This is a genomic window from Leptothoe sp. LEGE 181152 (assembly GCF_032906605.1).
GTDB lineage: Bacteria > Cyanobacteriota > Cyanobacteriia > Phormidesmidales > Phormidesmidaceae > Leptothoe > Leptothoe turfae.
The window spans coordinates 269587-285141 of sequence record NZ_JASATU010000062.1 but is presented as its reverse complement, the minus strand read 5'-3'; the positions used below and the strand labels follow the sequence as shown (position 1 = coordinate 285141).

Sequence of the window (15555 nt, the reverse complement as noted above, 5' to 3'; positions counted from 1 at the left end):
TTTTAATAAAAAAGAAACCATTTACCCTTATTTATTTCAGCACCTTACGGCGCAAAGTAATAAAAAGATTATCAGAAAAACCTTTGCCATGGGCTTTCCCCGTAAATCCACGGAAAGACTGTTGTGAAAAAGCATGGGCAGTTTTTCCGTAAATCCACGGAAGTTTCTCGTCTTCTTTTAACAGACTGACCTCAGAGCCAATTACCAATGAGTACATAGGCTGACCAGAAAAAGGGATCAGCAAAGTCTTTTTTGTTTAAAAGGTTTAATTGTGCCTGGCGCAGGGCTTCTGCTTTAGTTAGTCCAGATTGTCCTAAATTTTTATACACATCGATCATCAGCTGCTTAGCCACTTCATCCTTAACAGACCAAAGTGTGGCCAACGTGGAACGGGCCCCCGAGCGCACCGCTAATCCAGCCAAACCTAGCAAGGCCCGATCATCCCCTGTAGCAGTTTCACAGGCACTCAAGGTTAATAGCTCAATCGCCTGACTACGATCTGCTTCTCTACGTTCCAGGAGTTCTGACAGTTCATTGATATTGATCGCCCCATCCCAGGTCAGGAAAAAAGTTTGGCTAAAATCAGAGCTAAACTGACCATGACTTGCCAAGTGAAGAATATTGACTTGGCGAGCGGCCAAGCTTTCGCGTAAGGCTTGACGCGTAAACTGTTGATCTAATAGCTGAGATGACGGAAATAGCTTACTGATATTGGCCACCTCTTCTTTAACTGCAGGCAATGCAGCAAAACGGCCACGAGCTTGACTAATACCAGCAACAATCCCCCTAGCATCTTGGCTATCTAATGCATTAGCAGGTAGAAGCTTTAAACCAGGGGATAGGGCAACAGCATATTTTTCAATTAGGTACTGCTGTCCATCGTGGAGAGCGGCCATGGGCAAATTGCGTAGCAGACCGTCTAAAACAAATACCAGTGTTTGATCCGACTTGAGGATACCAGCGTCTTCTGCCGGACGGATCAACCAGCTATACAGGGTTTGAGCATAGCTTAACTGTTCCTGGAAATCGGTAGATGGATGCAAGCTCGCCAAAAATGAACGCAGTGTTACCTCAAGAGTCGTGTATTCAATCTTGGTTTCGTAAACTTGCAGCGGCTGCTCGAACTGAGAGTAAATGACCGCCAATCGATCATCCAGAATGATGGCATAAACAACTGTAGCGTTGGGATCAATTTGCTCCACGTTACTACTCTCGATGTCGATACAAGCTTCCCGGAAGAAATTATCTAATGCAGCTATCTGCAGGTTTTCTAAAACGAGTCGTGCTTTTTCTAAAGAGTCCTGACTACCTTCTATTAGGAGTTGGGAAACAAGATCTCGATAAACGGGCTCGACCTGCTCTCGATAAGAAAATTGAATATCTTGATTGATCGCTAGTAGATCTCCTCTTAAAAGCTGAAGGGCTTCCACAGCCTTGGTATAAGCTTCGATTGATGATTGTAATTCTCCCTGCTGCTCAAATAGCTTTCCCAGTTGCCAGGCTGACTGAGCAATGATGTCTACTGACTGAATTGATTCGGCTATAGCAAGGGATTTTTGGGTCAGATTAAGGGCATCGGTAGATTGTTGGTTCTGACGATAAAGCTGTCCCAACTGAAAGAGAGAATACGCTTCTGCACGCTGATCTTTGAGTGCGTTTGCGGCCTGAGCACCATTGTTCAATAGCTGATGTATTTGAGATGCAGATAGGGGCTGAGCATCGCGGGGGAGGCGGGCCAGGTGGTGAGCCAGGTTCACCGTACTGTATATGGTTGTCCGGCTCAGGGGCAGGGTAACAAGCTGTGTTTGAATTTGCTCTGTGATTTTTGGAATCGCGATGGTGTCGTTAAGTTCAATATAGGTGGAGAGTTTATCTAAACGAGCCTGGAGCTGATCGAGGGGAGTGAGCGCCGCGTCCTCTGCAGCCTGGAAGTACTCTAGTGCCTTATGGGGTGACTCTATCCTGGCGACCAATTTACCAATACTTAAGAAAATAGAACTGAGTTCAGATTGAGATGCCTCTAAATCGCGGGCAATTTCAAGACTTTGGGCCAGAGCGTTATAACTCTGCTGGGGAGAACCAATTAGCTGTAACGCTTGCCCCAAACTGCGCAGTGCTGCAATTTTTAACTCACCATCAGGCATCGTATCCAACTGTTGCGTAATGGTTTGCAACTGTTGTTTGGCACGTCGGTAAAACCCTAACGTTTGTAATGCCTGGGCCTGATTAATGCGAGCCCCCAACACACCTGCTGTGTCACCGACTTGGAGATAGTACGTCTCCGCCTTTTGCCACAGATCTAGAGCCGCTTTAGCCTGCCCACTATGGTTAAGGAGAAGGCTGGCTTGCGTATTCAGAGTTTGAGCCCAAAGAATGGGTTCTGCAAGGGAGGCGCTCTCTAGCAACGTGCGACTATTTTCAATTGCTTGATGGGCCTGGTCCCAGTGATTGAGCGCTTGATGGGCAGAGGCAATCCCATTCCAGCCCATGACTTGACGGGCTAGATCTCCCTGTTGAGCAGCCTGCTGGACTGCCATTTGCCATTGTGTAACAGCAGTGGCGAACTGTCCTGAGCGGTAGTAAGTGCGTCCGGCAGCCAGGGGGTCTGTCTCAGGGGCAATCTGCAACGCAGCGGGTACATCTTCGGTAACGGCTGGAACAGGTAAAACAAGGGGGCCAAGGGCGATCGCAACTGCCCCCAAAAATCCCAATACCCCAATCCCAAACCAACGGAGTCCTTTAAAGTAGAAAGACAAACGCGCCATAGCCTGACTTTTGCCCTAATGCAACCAGAATTTTCCTAAAGCAACAATAGCGTTAAGCAGATAAAAGCATCCTTTTTCTCCCATAATTTAACGAGGCGATAATGAACAGGTAGCCCTGAAATTGGGTGGAACAGTGGCATTAGCTGTAACTAGCTCAACTTGACCCAGCTCATTCTTGTACCAGACATTGGCCTCCGCTAATGTCGCATCAGTGGACACATCCGGTACCTCAACCTGCACGTCACCCTGGGTGGGGTTGAGAAAAGCAGTGAGGTCGCGGGTATCAGTCCAGCTGAGAGCTTGACTCATATTCTCAGTCGGAACCACAGGAACGCCCCCTCGCCCCGTGGCAACAAACCGATTACTCCCCCCCGTACATCCTTGAGCAACCTGGTTACTCGTATCAGCCAAGCTTGCAGGCAATTCTACCAAACCGGCATCTGGTTGGACATCAAAGTTACTAATGGCAACCGTACCACTAAGACCAAACTCAGAACTTGCGGTAATGTCGTTATTTGGGGTGAGTTGCCCACGGAACACTAACCCAAACAGCCCCTTGGTCGTAATATCAATGTTGCCACCACTCCCAAATACTGCATTGGCAACAATGTCACTGTTCTCTAAACCAACTATCACGGGAGCCGTTAGGGTAATGTTTCCCCCGGTTGCCATGCCCGTGGCACTGGTAATAATTTGACTATTCTGACGCAGCAAGATAACGTCAGTTGCCATGATGTTGAGATCCCCTTCATTACCTCCAGTTACCTTAGCTTGAAGGGTGCCATTGTTCAGAGAGAGTCTCTCAGTAGAAATCGTTAAGTTACCCGCAGCACCGCCATCAAGACTATTGACTGAGACACTGCCCCCATCACGAACCGTAATCTGGTTACCGATGAGATTAACTGAACCCGCATCGGCACTGGTTCTCGAACCAGACATAATGGCGCTACCCAGGAAATCATTTGTCGATTGTCCTATGACCTCAATGTCATCGGCACGAATCGTTACGCTTCCTGCATTACCAGTTCCATCCGTAGACGCTGTAATTTGCCCACCGTTATACACAGTTAAGCGATTTGCTTCAATATCTAACGACCCACCATTGCCCGTCGAACCAGTCACTGCATTGGCCACTAAACCACTGACTGCCCCAGTAAAATCTATAATCGGATCAGCAACGTCTATTTCATCTGCTCGAATAGTAATATTTCCCCCATCCCCATCTCCAACTGTGTTGACAGCGACTTTACCCCCCTGCACAACACTTAATCGCGGCGTGGTGATACTCAAGTTGCCAGCATTACCAGTGGAGTCAGGTTCAGCCGTAGAAAATAGACCACTTGACAAAGGTCCCGCTACAGATGTGTTAAATCCAGTGATTTCCACGAAGTCTGTTGCCACCACGACTAACTCACCAGCATCACCACCTGCCCCTTGAAGCGGCCCTGTGCCTATCTGGGCTCCATCACGTAGGACTAAAGATCCAACATTCAGTTTTAAATCACCCCCATTTCCAGCATCAGAGCCTACTCCAAACACATCATTAGTCAACCGTGAAATACCCTGAGCAATTAATTGCTCAGCAGTAATTTCAATGTCTCCTCCTCGTCCAGTGCCAAACGTGCCTGAACTAAGAACAGTTGCAGCTTCATTTCCGTCAGGATTACCCAAAAGAAAAATCTCGTTTGCGTTGATGGTCATACCCCCACTAACACCTGAAGCCTCAGTATCGGTGATGATCCAGGCGGCTTGACTCAGTAATAACTGGCTGACATCAAGTACCAAATGGTTACCTCGTCCCCCATCAAAAACATTCACGAAGATAGCACTGGTAATATCACGGCTATTTGTACCCGTCACCTCTAACTGTTCAGACGCTCGAATGGTCACCGTTCCACCATCGATTGGTCCCAGATTAGAGGCTTCCAAAGTAGCATTACCAAGTAACCTCACATTACGCCCCTGTATTTGGAATCTACCACCGCCATCACCACTGACATCAGCATCGGTGCCTTGGTCGAGGGTAATATCCTGAAAAGAGTTTGCTTGGGTGTAGGCCAGCAAAAAAGTATCTAAATCCAGACCAACTTGACTACCGGAGGCTACGCTACCTAGAGATAACATGCCTTCAGGGGCACTCAAGATACTTTCTGTAAACTGAAGATCTCCCCCTAAAAATCCTAGGGATTCTCCTGGATTAACCATGAGACTTCCTTGCTCCACAGTAATTGGCCTGGCAACAGTTCCAAACTGTAGGCCTACTGGCACACTCATTGACAACAAAGGAGCATCTCCAGGCTCACGGCTGCTAAAACTCAGACCACCATTGAATAAAACACTTTCTGCTGTACTGGCAAAAAATGAGCCTGGCAACAACAAATCGACATTAGCGCCAAAGGTAATGCCGTTGGGATTAATCAGAAAGAAATCCGGATTGTTACCACCAGTTAGCTGTAATCGTCCATCTATTAAAGAGAGATTTGTACCGGTTACGCGACTAATAACAACATCTACAGTACTCTGAGTGCCATCTAACTGAAATAGAACATCAGCTGTATTCGGTGAAAATTCTTGAAAACTATGGAACAGTGTGGTCAGTTGCTGGCTACCTCCAGTGACTATAAAAGAAGCATTGCCTGAAACGGTCGTACCCACCGTTCCATCGGAAACTACGTTTTGGCCATAGCTAGGACTAACATATACCAAAAACCCGAGCATACCCAGCAAACCCACACGCCAGGCAAATAGTCCATTGCTCATATCTACAGGTCAGTACCCATATAGCAGCTTAATTCTAGGCCCATAATACCCGCTGTCTCAATGATTAATCAGGGGCTAGGGTTCAAGTTTGCACCCATTCCCTCTGTAGAGTAGCAAAAATAGCGATGCGATCGCACCAAAGCCGTTACCCTAGAATTCGACGATTCACGACAACCCCTATGCCGGCCTCCCTGCTCTCCCTTAAGGATATCGATAAAGTTTATCAAAACGGTACAGTCGCTTTGCAGGGGCTCAATCTAGATGTCAAACCGGGGGAATTCATTAGCCTGGTGGGGCCATCGGGCTGTGGAAAAAGCACCGTGCTGCGTTTAGTGGCCGGGTTGGGTGCCCCCACAGGCGGCATTATAGACTGGCAAGACCCTAGCCAGCAGCGGCATCTAGCCTTTGTATTTCAAGATCCCGCCCTCATGCCCTGGGCCAGCGTTGTGGACAATATTCATCTCCCTCTCAAGCTAAAGGGGCAGTCATTACGTTCTGTGCGGGCAAGCATTCAAGAAACCATCAACACCGTTGACCTCTGCGGCTGCGAACACAGATATCCTCGCCAGCTATCAGGGGGGATGAAAATGCGCGTATCCATTGCCCGAGCACTGATCACTAAACCTCAAATACTGCTAATGGATGAACCCTTTGGTGCCCTGGATGAAATGACCCGTAGCCGTTTGAACAGTGACCTGCTGCATCTATGGGAAGCCAAACATTGGACCGTCTTATTTGTCACCCACAATATTTATGAAGCAGTCTATCTCTCCACACGGGTTATCGTTATGGCCGCTTGCCCTGGACGAATTGTGGCAGATATTCCCATTGAAGCAGCCTATCCCAGAACAGATTCGTTTCGCACATCGTCACAGTTTAATCATTATTGTCGCGAGATTATGGCCGCTCTATCGCAAGAAGAAGGTGTGAGTGTAGGATAGCGTACATCAGAGAGGGAATCAAAAACAGGTGTTTAAGCAGAGAAAACCAGCAGCTGTGTGGAATTGGCTAGCTCCAGCATTGGTAGGCATTACAGCCGTCATTGGTTGGGATATTTTTGTCCGCGCCACCCATACTCCACCCTATCTCTTACCAGGGCCAGGGCTAGTGATCAAAACTCTCATAGAAGAATGGGGAGATTTGTTCCCATCACTGTTGATCACAGTTCAAATCACCGTGATGGCTTTTTTAGCTGCTGTGATTTCAGGCTTGTTGATTTCTGTTTTATTTGCCCAAAGCAAGTGGGTAGAGCGCAGTTTTTTTCCCTATGCGGTGATCTTGCAGACAACGCCAATTGTTGCGATCGCACCCCTAATTATTATTTGGCTACAAAACAACACCTTTATGGCCCTGGTGGTATGCGCCTGGATTGTGGCCTTTTTTCCCATTGTGTCCAACACCACCCTGGGTCTCAACAGCGCTGACCACAACCTCCAGAATCTGTTTGAAATCTATGGAGCATCTCGCTGGCAAACCCTAATTCATCTGCGTTTACCCAGTGCTTTACCCTATTTTCTAGGGGGTTTGCGCATCAGCGGCGGTCTCGCCCTAATTGGGGCAGTCGTCGCTGAATTTGTGGCGGGCACTGGCGGTAGCCGTTCTGGCATTGCCTATCAAATCCTAATTTCTAGCTTTAACCTGCAAATTCCTCGCATGTTTGCCGCTCTGTTAATGACGACAGTGCTAGGGGTGGCTATTTTTGTTGGGTTAACGGTTCTGTCTGATCGCCTGCTCCGGCATTGGCATGAGAGCGCGGTTCGGCGCGAAAATTAACGTAAACGACATTAGCTACTGAAAATGGGGAATAGGGAGTGGAGACCGGAATACGGAATGATGCCTAAAACTGGATTTATTGCTATTCCTGATGAAGACCATTATTGGTTAGCCAATGGTCGAATACCCGCTTGTTTTTTGGAGAATGATACGGACCTCAAGCCGATGCCATCTTTACAGGCAGTGCCGCATCAAGAAGACCTAGTGGCAGTGGATGTCGAGGTGCGGGGGGGAGCGATCGCAAGTATCAGGCCAACGGGCACAGCAGATTTATCCCCCCAACCGACCATAGAACGACAAGTAGATCTACAACAAGGTTTAATTTGGCCTGGCTTTGTTGATATGCACACCCATTTGGACAAGGGACATATCTGGCCACGCTGCCCTAACCCCAACGGCACATTTATGGGAGCCCTAGAAACTGTACGACAGGACCATGGCAACTGGCACCCTGACGAACTGTATCAGCGCATGGAATTTGGTTTGAAGTGCAGCTATGCCCACGGCACCCAGGCTATTCGCACCCATTTAGACAGCTTTGGTCCCCTGGGCAAAACCAATTTCACCGTATTTGACCAGCTGCGACGTCAGTGGAGCGATCGGCTCACCTTACAAGCTGTCTGCCTCGTATCCCTCGATTATTTCCTTACCCCCGACGGTGAGCCTTTAGCTCAGCTAGTGGCCAATTTTGGCGGCATCCTCGGCGGCGTAGCCTACATGAATAAAGACATCATCGCCCAATTAGATCAGGTCTTTACCCTGGCCCAACGCTATGGTTTAAATCTCGATTTCCATACAGATGAAAGCCTCGACCCAGAGGATATAACCCTGCGCTATGTGGCAGAAGCCGCATTACGCCATGACTTTCAAGGCTCAATTACCTGTGGTCACTGCTGTAGCCTATCGGTTCAGCCCCCTGAAGTCGTCGAAAAAACCCTCTCACTGGTCAAAGCTGCCAATATCGGCATTGTTAGCCTGCCCATGTGTAATCTGTATCTGCAAGATCGCCGGCCTGCTTACACGCCTCGCTACCGTGGGGTGACCATCCTGCATGAACTGCATCACTACGGCATACCCGTAGCACTTGCTAGCGATAACTGCCGAGATCCGTTCTATGCCTATGGCGATCATGATGGGTTAGAGGTGTTTAAACAATCAGCTCGCATTGGTCACCTCGATCGTCCATTTACCCACTGGCCCAAAAGTCTAGCCAGTCGCCCTGCCCAACTCATGGGTCTAGCCAATATGGGAACGTTAGCCCCCGGCAATTGGGCCAGTCTAATTTGCTTTAAGGCCCGGACGTTGAATGAATTAGTAGCCAGGGCCCAGTGGGATCGAGTAGTACTCCACCAAGGGAAACAAATTGATACAACGTTACCCGACTACAGCGAGCTAGATACCTTGTTCACATGAGCATGACCAACATGAGCATAACTAGGCTCAACGTCGAATCTAGATGCGGCCTTCCAAGCCCACAATACGTCCAGCTAGACGATCTAATGAAATTTCTGCTGCTTCAGCCACTTGCGGATGGCTATCCTTGGCCAAATATCGTAAGGCTGATGTCCCCTTCTCGCTAGGCATATTGCCTAAGGCTTCGGCTAATCGCTGGCGTACGAGCCAATCGTCGGATTGAGCAAACGCCAAAATTTCATCCAGGGCTTCCAGGTCACCGATTTCACCAAAGGCAGCAATGGCCGCTTGCTGCAAAATCACCTCTGGACTGTGGAGAGCCTGAATCAAAGCATCATGGGCACGGGGATCTTTGAGATTGCCCAAGGATACCGCTGCACTAAAACGTACCAGCCAATCGGTGTCTTCATAGAACGAATGAATCAGGGGTTCAAATGCGCGGGGATCTTCCAAATAGCCCAAGGCACCTGCGGCATCTGCACGGATTCCATAGTCTGGATCAGACTCTAAGATTTTGACTAAAAGGGGAAAACTTTCGTCAGTCTGCTTCACACCCAACGCAAAAATTGCCATTGAGCGAACCTGCTGATTATCATCATCCAGAACCAACTTAATCAGCTCTAATGCATCCGGCCCCGGTACGTCTCGCAAAGCTGCCAGCGATAGCTTTTTATCTTTGAGATCGCCAGTTTTAAGTTTCTCAGCAAGAACGACGAGATCGAGCATGACATCGTTAGTAGGGTCTTATACGAAATTAATTATAGATAGGATTTTAAGTGTGTGGAACCATTAATGCTAGGCACTGGGTTTGATCCCATCACATTTTATAGGGCTGCGGTGAGCCCAATGCACACCTACATATCCTAAAAAAATATTAGGGTGAAGCAGCGAGTTCACTGTTTAAGGTTAAGGGGAATTTGATTAGAAAAGTGCGGAATTCCGAACAGGGTCTCTGAAGAAACCAATACAGAGAAATCACAACCAGCGTTTTATACCCACGTTGGCCATTGGCTTTCTGACAGCACCTGTAATATTAGTTAAAGGACTCTGCACCATGGCTTATTTGGCTCACAACAAACGTAACAAACGTCGTAACCGCCATCGCTTTGCTCCTGCGCCCAATGGCAAGCCAAGACGTACACGTTCTGGCGGTGCTCGGTAAAATTTCTGTTTTTGTTAACATTAGCTGCGGGGCAGAGTTGTTATAGCTAGTGATGTGAATAGACCTTTTGGAGTATTAACTCGTGGGGGACTTTTCACTAGATCAATTGAACAACCTACCCTAATGCTAACCATGACTACCCATAATGTTCTGCAGTTTATGCAGAAAACCGCTGGCAATACCGCACTCCAGAAGCAGCTTGAGCAATTGCTTGGCTGCGGGGACGGCGACATTAGTTCCAGCGTCAACCTTGATCCCGAAGAATCGTTAGCCCTTAGCCAGCGGGCTCCTAAAGTGATTGAATTAGCCGCATCCATGGGCTACCAGTTTTCTAACGATGAGCTACTGTCAGTTATTGATGCATTTAGACAGCATCAAAATGGCACCCTGTCTGATGAAGATTTTGCCAATTTTCTAGGGATCAGATCAGGAGAAAGTGTACGCCCAGCCGTGCAGAATAACGTGAAGCGTCTTGCCAACTATCTATCTAAAACTTACTTGGGTGTACATCTGTCTTAACGATGCATCCCATCAGCACTGTCCAAATCGCCTGGGTTTTCAAAAGCAACGGTTGAAAGCTCAGGTTTCTTTATTGGTTTAAATAAGGAATGGAACCGTCATGTAGCCTCAATAATGCCTAAACAATTCTCACTCTCATGAAAAAAGTGTTATGTCGTCACAACAAAATGAACAACAGAAAAAATTAGGCATAGAGAATATTTTTTTACGTAACACTGCCTTGAGAAACGTAACGACGCTGGATCAGAAATCCTACCTTCGTTAGAGTGTCATTGGACTATACATGGTCCTGATATCGTAGCAGGCGATTACTCTAGCTAGTGTATGTAGGCTGAGTTTTCAAGGCTAATCACTCTGGATATGGTGAATCCCAGGGAAAGTCTATCGCCAGTCTCTTTTTAGAAGATTTTTGTCTATAGTGCAGTGTCACATAACATGGTTAATTCCCATTCTGTGACGACATCATTCTCTGATAATCAAGGGTTGATGCCGTCGTCTGAGGTACTTTCATCTGAGGTGCCCTCGTCTGAAGTATATGTATGTGTTCATGGGCACTTTTATCAGCCGCCTCGAGAGAATCCCTCACTAGAAGTAGTTGAGCGACAGTCAGGTGCAGCCCCTTTCCATGATTGGAATGAACGGATTTTGCGTGAGTCCTATCGCCCTAATGCATTTGCCCGCATCATGGATCACCAGGGCCAGATACTGCAAATTATCAACAACTATGAGTTTATTAGTTTTAATATTGGCCCTACGCTGATGAGCTGGCTAGCTCGCCACGATATTGAAACATACCGACAAATTTTGGCTGCTGATAAACGCAGTTGCGATCGCAATAACGGCCACGGTAATGCCATTGCCCAAGTCTATAACCACATCATTCTGCCCCTGGCCAACGAGCGTGACAAGCTCACCCAGGTGCGATGGGGCATTGCAGATTTTCGTAAGCGATTTAATCGTGATCCCGAAGGCATGTGGCTGGCGGAGACAGCGATTGACCAAGATACACTGCGGGTCTTAATCCAAGAGGGCATTAAGTTCACCATTGTGGCTCCGTCCCAGGTACAGCGTTGCCGTCAGATGGCAACTGGGGATCAGGCCACCGGAGAATGGCATCAGGTGGGTGGCGGCCAGATTGATCCCACCCGTCCCTATCGCTGTTTTGTGCCAGGTTTACCGGCAGGGCAAAACTACATTGATATTTTTGTCTACGACGGGCCGATTTCTGGGGACATGGGCTTTAGTGATATTTTGCAATCGTCCCAGTCCTTTGCTGACCGCATCGGCCAGGCTATCCGTGGCGAGCGCAAAGGGGCTCAGTTAATTTCCGTCGCCACCGATGGAGAAACCTTTGGTCACCACCGTGGTGGGGCAGAACGTGCCTTAGCCTATGCTCTGCAACATGAGTTTATGGATCGGGGTTGGAATGTCATTAGCTATGCCCGGTATCTCAGCCTATTTCCCCCCACCTGGGAGTTGGAACTGAAACCGGTCACGGCTTGGAGCTGTGCCCACGGTGTAGAGCGCTGGCAAAGTGACTGTGGCTGCGGTGGCGGTGGTGAGTGGCACCAACAGTGGCGTGCCCCATTGCGTCAGGCCTTAGATTGGCTGAGGGATGAGCTGATCGAGATTTACGAAATTACTGGGGAAGATCTGTTTAAGGATGCTTGGGCGGCACGGGATAGCTATATCAATATTATTTGCGATCGCACCCCCCTCACCATCGAACAATTTTTCGCCAAACATCAGCACCATGAGCTGACACAGGTTGAACGCACAGATGCTTTGTCTCTCTTAGAGATGCAGCGCCATGCCATGCTGATGTATACCAGCTGTGGTTGGTTCTTTGAAGAAATTTCCCGTCCAGAAGGCACCCAGGTGCTCCGTTACGCAGCCCGTGCCATTGAACTAGCGGAAGAAATCTGCGGTGAGTCGCTAGAAGAAGACTTTATTGCCAAGCTAGCCCTGGCCCCCAGTAATATCCCCCTATTTAGGGATGGTGCTGGGGTTTATCGAGCCCAGGTACGCCCTGCCCGCATCAGTGTCGAGCAGGTGGTGGCCCACTACGCAATGTCCTCCTTGTTTCACACCTATCACCGCGAACAGCGTCTGTACTGCCATACGCTAACGCACCAGGACTATCAAAAACAGACCATGGGAGCCCTCACCCTAGCCCTGGGTCAGGTGACCATTGTGTCAGAAATCACCCAGGCAAAGGGCTGTTATACCTTTGCCGTATGTCATCTAGGGGGCCAAGAATTCCTGTGTGGCATTCGCCCCTTCAAAAATCGAATTGCCTATGCCCGGGCTAAAGAAGCCGTACTCAGAATTTTTGCCCAGGGCAGCATTGTCCAGACAATTGATGCCATCCAGACTCAGTTTGGAGAGTACACCTTTAACTTACAACAGCTGTTTAGTGAAGAACGACAGCACATTATGCAGCTGCTGAGCCAAAATACCTTGGATCAGCTTAACCAGCTGTATACCCAAATTTATCGGGAAAACTATGGCGTGCTCATGGCTTTTCATCGAGAAAGCATGGATGTTCCCCGAGAACTACAGGTAGCTGCCGAAATCACCCTTAGCCACCGTGTTATCGACGTTTTACGACGTTTAGAACAAGACCTTAGTGATATTGACGAACACATTTTAGCCATCAGCACAGGCTATCTAGGGGAGCTAGAGGGTATCGCTATTGAAGCCAATCATTTGCGATGTCACCTCACCCTACCCCAAGCGACACCGATTTTAGAGGGCTTAATCTTACAAGCTCTACGTCAAACATTGCAGATTGAAACTGATGCGACGCATCAAGCCTGTACCCTCGCCGTCAATCCAATTGCTATTCAAGGCATTAAACGATTAATTGTCTTGGGAACTAACTTGGGACTCAATCTCAATTTAGAGCGATCCCAGGAGGTGTATTACAACTACGTACAACAATGCCCGTCCATACCCAGCCTAGGACAGGCACTGGGCATCGTAGAATCAGCGTAGAATCAAGCCCGGAGGGAGCTTACCCAGCCTTTATCGCTGATAAAGCACGCGAGCTTCAAATCCTAATCGGCGAGCTTCCCGCACTCGGGCAACCGCATCAGCATGACTGCCATAACGCCCAATGTTAATAAACTCACCCTGACGTACATAGTCTATGGTGGCATTGCCAAAGGATTGTTGAACTTGTCCTAACTTTCTACGTGACTCGATAACGGCAGCCACATAGGGCGTATCATCTCCCTGCTCATTGCCGCCATTGCGACCATCTTCTACGACCACATCAACTGTATTGGGGTTGAGCCCCAGGATATCGAGGGTTTGTGGGCCAGCCACACCGGTCACCGGCAAATCGTACAGCTGCTGAAACTCTGCCACAGCAGCCTGGGTCATGGGGCCATAGGCACCATCGACCGGACCTGTTTCAATCCCGTTACGATTCAAAGCTTGTTGCAATGCAGCGACGGCCTCGCCCGAATCACCCGGCCCAAGGGAAGGTGTCGTCACGGACCGAGGCACCCCACTAGGACTAGGCAGTGGCGGTGGTCCTGGTGGGGGTGGTAAGCGCTGCTGAGCATTACCAGACGACCCTAGAAGTAGAAAAATACTGCTAACGACGACAGCTGTCAGTAACTTAGGCATCACAATAATCCCTGACTATAATGCGACAGATGCTAACTCAGCGTACAAACAGCTGCTCAGCCATATACGCTCATGCCAGCTCAGTGGATATCAGTCCCGCTCAGCTGGATGGCGTATATATTAGCGGATGATCACCGAAATTGTACTGATTAGCGTGGCAATCACTCCCATTTAATCCCGCAGCACCCGTGCGTCATAACCAAGGTCACTGGCGAAATCAGCCCAAGTACCAGCATCGGACTGGTCGAAAAAGCGTCCAATGCTGATATATTCGCCTAGATTATTCCGCTCCACCGTGGCATTGGGAAAATCTTCTTGAACCTTACTTAGCTGAGATGGACCGGCAATAATCGCGGCAACATAACGTCCCCGAGGAGACCGACTACTGTCAGCATCACGAATAGAGCTGTCCCCAGTAGTACCGGCGCTAAATCCCATATCGATCAAGGTGGTTCGATCGGCAATGCCATCAACCGGTAGATCTGCTGTTCGCTCGTAGGTTCTGATCGCTTGCTCAGTCTGAGCGCCATAAACACCATCTGCCTCCAGATTGAAGCCAAAGGTTCTGAGTACTCGCTGTAGAATTCGCACATCGTCTCGACTGGAAGCAGGCGTAATGCGATCAGAACTAATTGCCCCGTGCACAGGATGGGATAGGCCGACAGGTAAACGCGACAGGTCAACCCCGAGCAAATCTAAGGTTTCCGCATCAGCAATGCCGGTCACATCGAGACGGCGAATACGTTGGAACTGTCGTACTGCTTGGGTAGTGGCTGGACCATATACGCCATTGATGGCAACAGGAAACAACCCGATACTGTCTAGCTGTCGCTGTAGCTCTAGCACAGCAGGGCCCCGATCGCCTTCCCGAAGACGGAGCCGACTTTGGGCAATTAAAACAGACCCATCAAATCGGGTTGGAATCTGCGCCATAGCAGGCACACAGCTTAACAACCAGACACCCACAAGCAGCTTGACACTGAGGCGAGCAGTATGACGAATGGTGGGCAAAAAAACCGAAACGCTCATGGCTTGTTGTCCTAATGTCATCATTTCTAACAAATACAACATCCGGCTAAGTGAAATTACGCCCAGATTTTCTCCGATATGCGCGATATGTCTATTAAATCACCTGCCTAAGGAATATAAGCCTTCGTCAATATCAGCACGCATAATTACGTAAAAATATCAGCTATTTAAAGCTGGTATGGGGGCAACTTTGCCTTGGCGTGATCCTTGGACACCCACCTATGGTTTCAGGTGTTTTGTCCTAAGATTAGAACCAATCGATAAACGAATACTGGGAAAGCAATCGGTTTTAGCTACAATAAGCGGAAACAAAGCGTGAAAATTTGTAACACATTCCGGATTGAGCTATTTTAATTGGCTTAAGCGCTTGCCATCAATGCTCATATTTTCCAGCTGTTACCTCTAATAAAACCTGGTTCCAGCCTGGCATTCTTACAGCAAATAGGGCTAACCCATATTGTTCAACCTGCGACATGTGGCTGTAGTTGTCCCATGCCC

General features: G+C 48.6%; 11 protein-coding genes. 5 read left to right on the top strand and 6 right to left on the bottom strand.

The features are described from left to right. Positions 1–31: 31 nt before the first annotated feature. The 3 genes from QGP82_RS28745 to QGP82_RS28735 all read right to left on the bottom strand — a co-directional run bounded on the left by QGP82_RS28745 (position 32) and on the right by QGP82_RS28735 (position 5525). Positions 32–217, bottom strand: a complete 186-nt coding sequence (locus QGP82_RS28745) for a hypothetical protein (protein ID WP_163700962.1) — start codon at positions 215–217, stop codon at positions 32–34. Continuing rightward, positions 192–2765 carry a CHAT domain-containing protein gene (locus tag QGP82_RS28740; RefSeq protein ID WP_499061730.1) on the bottom strand — a complete coding sequence of 858 codons (2574 nt, stop codon included), beginning with the start codon at positions 2763–2765 and terminating at the stop codon, positions 192–194. Before QGP82_RS28740 ends, QGP82_RS28745 begins: the two co-directional genes overlap by 26 nt. Positions 2766–2852: 87 nt before the next feature. Then, on the bottom strand, positions 2853–5525 hold the full coding sequence (locus QGP82_RS28735; protein ID WP_499061729.1) for a two-partner secretion domain-containing protein: 2673 nt from the start codon (positions 5523–5525) through the stop codon (positions 2853–2855). Between the two features lie 179 nt (positions 5526–5704). Here QGP82_RS28735 and QGP82_RS28730 point away from each other — a divergent pair, with 179 nt between their 5' ends. From QGP82_RS28730 to QGP82_RS28720, 3 genes are read left to right on the top strand one after another with little or no spacing between them, the layout of a single operon-like run. Then, positions 5705–6466: an ABC transporter ATP-binding protein gene (locus QGP82_RS28730; RefSeq protein WP_163667304.1), complete on the top strand. Its 762-nt coding sequence runs from the start codon at positions 5705–5707 to the stop codon at positions 6464–6466. A 28-nt stretch (positions 6467–6494) separates the two neighbouring features. Next, entirely contained in the window at positions 6495–7298 is an 804-nt protein-coding gene (locus QGP82_RS28725) for an ABC transporter permease subunit (protein ID WP_163667301.1), read from the top strand. 57 nt (positions 7299–7355) lie between these two features. Further along, on the top strand, positions 7356–8711 hold the full coding sequence (locus QGP82_RS28720) for a cytosine deaminase (protein WP_499061728.1): 1356 nt from the start codon (positions 7356–7358) through the stop codon (positions 8709–8711). 39 nt (positions 8712–8750) lie between these two features. Here QGP82_RS28720 and QGP82_RS28715 read toward each other — a convergent pair whose 3' ends face one another. Continuing rightward, positions 8751–9437 (bottom strand): HEAT repeat domain-containing protein, encoded by a 687-nt coding sequence (locus QGP82_RS28715; RefSeq protein WP_163667294.1) that lies wholly within the window; start codon positions 9435–9437, stop codon positions 8751–8753. A 568-nt stretch (positions 9438–10005) separates the two neighbouring features. Between QGP82_RS28715 and QGP82_RS28710 the strand changes: the two genes are divergently transcribed. Together QGP82_RS28710 and QGP82_RS28705 are read left to right on the top strand one after the other, a co-directional pair. After that, the gene (locus QGP82_RS28710) at positions 10006–10392 is read left to right on the top strand and encodes a Nif11-like leader peptide family natural product precursor (protein WP_163667291.1); all 387 of its coding nucleotides are present in this window, start codon (positions 10006–10008) and stop codon (positions 10390–10392) included. Positions 10393–10827: 435 nt separating this feature from the next. After that, positions 10828–13389, top strand: coding sequence for a DUF3536 domain-containing protein (locus QGP82_RS28705; RefSeq protein WP_499061727.1), 2562 nt, complete (start codon positions 10828–10830; stop codon positions 13387–13389). Positions 13390–13419: 30 nt separating this feature from the next. Here QGP82_RS28705 and QGP82_RS28700 read toward each other — a convergent pair whose 3' ends face one another. Both QGP82_RS28700 and QGP82_RS28695 read right to left on the bottom strand, forming a co-directional pair. Next, positions 13420–14028, bottom strand: coding sequence for a peptidoglycan-binding domain-containing protein (locus QGP82_RS28700; RefSeq protein WP_499061726.1), 609 nt, complete (start codon positions 14026–14028; stop codon positions 13420–13422). 171 nt (positions 14029–14199) lie between these two features. Then, positions 14200–15057: a peptidoglycan-binding domain-containing protein gene (locus tag QGP82_RS28695; protein ID WP_163667282.1), complete on the bottom strand. Its 858-nt coding sequence runs from the start codon at positions 15055–15057 to the stop codon at positions 14200–14202. Positions 15058–15555 lie beyond the last annotated feature (498 nt).

Coding starts and splice junctions, on each gene's coding strand:
- QGP82_RS28700 (WP_499061726.1), bottom strand. CDS start 14,028: ATGCCTAAGTTACTGACAGCTGTCGTCGTTAGCAGTATTTTTCTACTT.
- QGP82_RS28705 (WP_499061727.1), top strand. CDS start 10,828: ATGGTTAATTCCCATTCTGTGACGACATCATTCTCTGATAATCAAGGG.
- QGP82_RS28735 (WP_499061729.1), bottom strand. CDS start 5,525: ATGAGCAATGGACTATTTGCCTGGCGTGTGGGTTTGCTGGGTATGCTC.
- QGP82_RS28710 (WP_163667291.1), top strand. CDS start 10,006: ATGACTACCCATAATGTTCTGCAGTTTATGCAGAAAACCGCTGGCAAT.
- QGP82_RS28745 (WP_163700962.1), bottom strand. CDS start 217: ATGTACTCATTGGTAATTGGCTCTGAGGTCAGTCTGTTAAAAGAAGAC.
- QGP82_RS28740 (WP_499061730.1), bottom strand. CDS start 2,765: ATGGCGCGTTTGTCTTTCTACTTTAAAGGACTCCGTTGGTTTGGGATT.
- QGP82_RS28720 (WP_499061728.1), top strand. CDS start 7,356: ATGATGCCTAAAACTGGATTTATTGCTATTCCTGATGAAGACCATTAT.
- QGP82_RS28695 (WP_163667282.1), bottom strand. CDS start 15,057: ATGAGCGTTTCGGTTTTTTTGCCCACCATTCGTCATACTGCTCGCCTC.
- QGP82_RS28715 (WP_163667294.1), bottom strand. CDS start 9,437: ATGCTCGATCTCGTCGTTCTTGCTGAGAAACTTAAAACTGGCGATCTC.
- QGP82_RS28730 (WP_163667304.1), top strand. CDS start 5,705: ATGCCGGCCTCCCTGCTCTCCCTTAAGGATATCGATAAAGTTTATCAA.